We start from the raw sequence: 2,450 nt of genomic DNA on the forward strand, positions 1-2,450 counted from the left end.
GAGCCCGTCGATGGCGCTTGAATTCGGATAGTTCGTCTTCAGCCAGGCGAGCTGCTTTGCCAGTTCGTGGTATTCATAGGTCTCGATCTCCTCGGGGGGGCGAACCAGGGCATTCTGGTCCAACTTTCCGGGCTTCGCGTCCGCGGCGACCTCGGATCTCGCCTTGGCATTCACGATCAGCTGGTCGAATTGGAGGATCGGCTCCTCGAGCTTGCCGGTCACCGCATCGAAGCGGTCCGGGTTGAAATCCAGCGGCAGGAAGTAAACTTCGGAAATGGAGACGTTGTTGGCGAGGTTGTTGTAGATCTGCTGGATTGTCGCGCGGCCTTCGTCGCCCAGATTGGTGCCATGCCGGTCGAGGTTTTGGACGCTGGGCAGATAGGTCAAGGTCCGCACATTTTCATAGACGGCCCGCAAGGCGTCTTCGACGGTCTTGGCTGTCGCTCTGGAAGCGGCCTGGGAATTCTCGAGATAGCGCTCCTTGGCCAGCGCGAAGTTTCGCTGGGCATCGATATGCAACGCCGCCAGCGTCGCCGCGCCGGTCAACATGATAACAACAAATCCGGCCGCTCGCCTGAATGCGTTCATCGGCGCCCCACCATCGAGTGACGAGGATTACCGGAAAGCGGTTTAGGAAGCGCTAATGGGATATGTCTCTCTTTACCGGTCCCAAGCGTTGCGGCGCATCAAATCCGGCAAATCCAGAACCCTTTCTTTCGCCGGCGGGCAGGCCAAACGAGCAAGGCGGTTCAGTTCGCTGGCGCTGCCTGCTGGTCGGCGTCGGTCAGCGTTTGCAGGAAGGCGACGATGTCGTCGATCTCGGGATCGGTGAGAGCTGGCTTGTTGCCGGGCTTCTTGCCGAAGGGCGGGTCCTGGTTGAGGTTGACCCAGTAAGCCTTTGGCAAATCGGCGTTTTGCCGGACCGTGCCGTCGGTGTTTCTCGGGTACCAGCGGCCGGGATCGGTGTCGCGCGTCGCGTAGAAGGCGACCGCGTCGCGCAAGGTGTGGAAAGTGCCATTATGGAAGAAACTTTTGCGCACCGCCACGTTGCGCAGCGTCGGCGTGCGGAACAGGCCGCAGTAGTCAGCCCGGCTTTTGAAGTCCGTCCTGAGCGGGCCGCATAGGCCGAGATCGACATAGGCGGGGTCGGCATTGGCGGGAATCGCCCTGTTGCGTGGCACGGCAATGGCGATCAGGCCGAAATCGGTGAATTGCGGCGGTTCGCCGTCATTGGCCGGTTCGCTCAGATGGCAACTGGCGCAATTGCCCTTGGCTGCGTCCTCGAACAGCGCGCGGCCGCGCAATTCCTGTGCCGACAGCGTCGCCTTGCCGGCGAGGAAGACGTCGTAGCGGCTGGAATAGGGATAGAAGTCGGGCGCACTCTGCTCGAAGGTCCCAAGCGCCTCGGCGGCGGCGTCGAAAGCATCGTCCGGATGGTCGAGAACGTCGTCGCCGAAGGCCGCCTTGAAGTCGTCAGCATAGGCGGCCTTGCGCAAGGCGGCGGTGACGGCAGCGGCATCCTTGTTGGCCATCTCGAACGGCGACAGCAGCGGGATCTTCGCCTGATCGCTGCCGCGGTCGGCGCGGCCGTCCCAGGTCAGGCCGCCGGTTGGACCATTGTCGACGCTCTCGTCGCCCTCATCCTCCGAATCGTAGAAATGCTCGGTGAAGGCCGGCGCGGCCTGCAAATAGCGAAGCGAGGGCACGGCACGCAGTCCGGGCTGGTCGAGATGCGGCCCGCCCATTTCGACTGAAGCCGCCGAGGCCGGGCCGAAGGCATGGTGCGGGTCGTGGCAGGACGCGCAGGCCTGCTTGCCGGAGGCAGACAGCGCCGGGTCGAAGAACATTTTTCGACCAAGCGTGGTCAGGGCGGCGGCGCGTGCGAAGGCATCCGCCCGCGACATCGGCCCGGGATGGACACTGCCGGTTCCAGCGCGAACAAGGGTTGCCGGCAGGGTCACGGCAAAGCCAAAGATCGATGCTGCAGCGGCCGCGATCATCAGGCTTTTCCATCGTCCTGTCGTCATGGGTTCAATCCGGTTTGCCTGGGAATTAGGTGCGCACTGCAACGGATTGATGACTGGTCCATCCGCTCACGCAACCGTGTTCGCCGGCAGCGCAGATGTCACAAAGGTGACAAGGCATCGACTTAGCCTTTGCAGCCATGGCCGTTGCCCCCAAGCCATGCATTGCCCCTCTAGCCATCCCCCAGCCATGAGGACTTCCCATGACGCGGCCTTTTATCTCCCTTTGCCTCGCCAGTACGGCCCTGGCATCCTTCGCCAGCGCGGCCATGGCCGCACCGCCCGGCTACGACAATATCGACACCGTCGTCGTCATCTATGCCGAGAACCGCAGCTTCGATAATCTCTATGGCGGCTTCCCCGGCGCCAACGGCCTGGCCAATGTCTCGGCCGACCAGGCGCGGCAGCTCGACCGCGACGGCAAGC

General features: G+C 63.0%; 2 protein-coding genes and 1 pseudogene. 1 reads left to right on the plus strand and 2 read right to left on the minus strand.

Features of this window, described 5'->3' with window-relative positions; translation table 11 throughout:
* Both EN935_RS31140 and EN935_RS31145 read right to left on the minus strand, forming a co-directional pair.
* A pseudogene (locus tag EN935_RS31140) lies at positions 1-549 on the minus strand (GGDEF-domain containing protein); the annotation flags it as partial.
* 200 nt (positions 550-749) lie between these two features.
* Entirely contained in the window at positions 750-2,027 is a 1,278-nt protein-coding gene (locus EN935_RS31145; protein ID WP_127265190.1) for a cytochrome-c peroxidase, read from the minus strand.
* A gap of 200 nt (positions 2,028-2,227) precedes the next feature.
* Between EN935_RS31145 and EN935_RS31150 the strand changes: the two genes are divergently transcribed.
* The coding region (locus tag EN935_RS31150) for an alkaline phosphatase family protein (RefSeq protein WP_281040370.1) at positions 2,228-2,450 on the plus strand (223 nt) is incomplete at its 3' end.

This window comes from Mesorhizobium sp. M7D.F.Ca.US.004.03.1.1 (genome assembly GCF_003998635.1).
GTDB lineage: Bacteria > Pseudomonadota > Alphaproteobacteria > Rhizobiales > Rhizobiaceae > Mesorhizobium > Mesorhizobium loti.

What these genes read in the sequence shown, in the direction of transcription:
- EN935_RS31145 (WP_127265190.1), bottom strand. Translation starts at nt 2,027, where the DNA reads ATGACGACAGGACGATGGAAAAGCCTGATGATCGCGGCCGCTGCAGCA.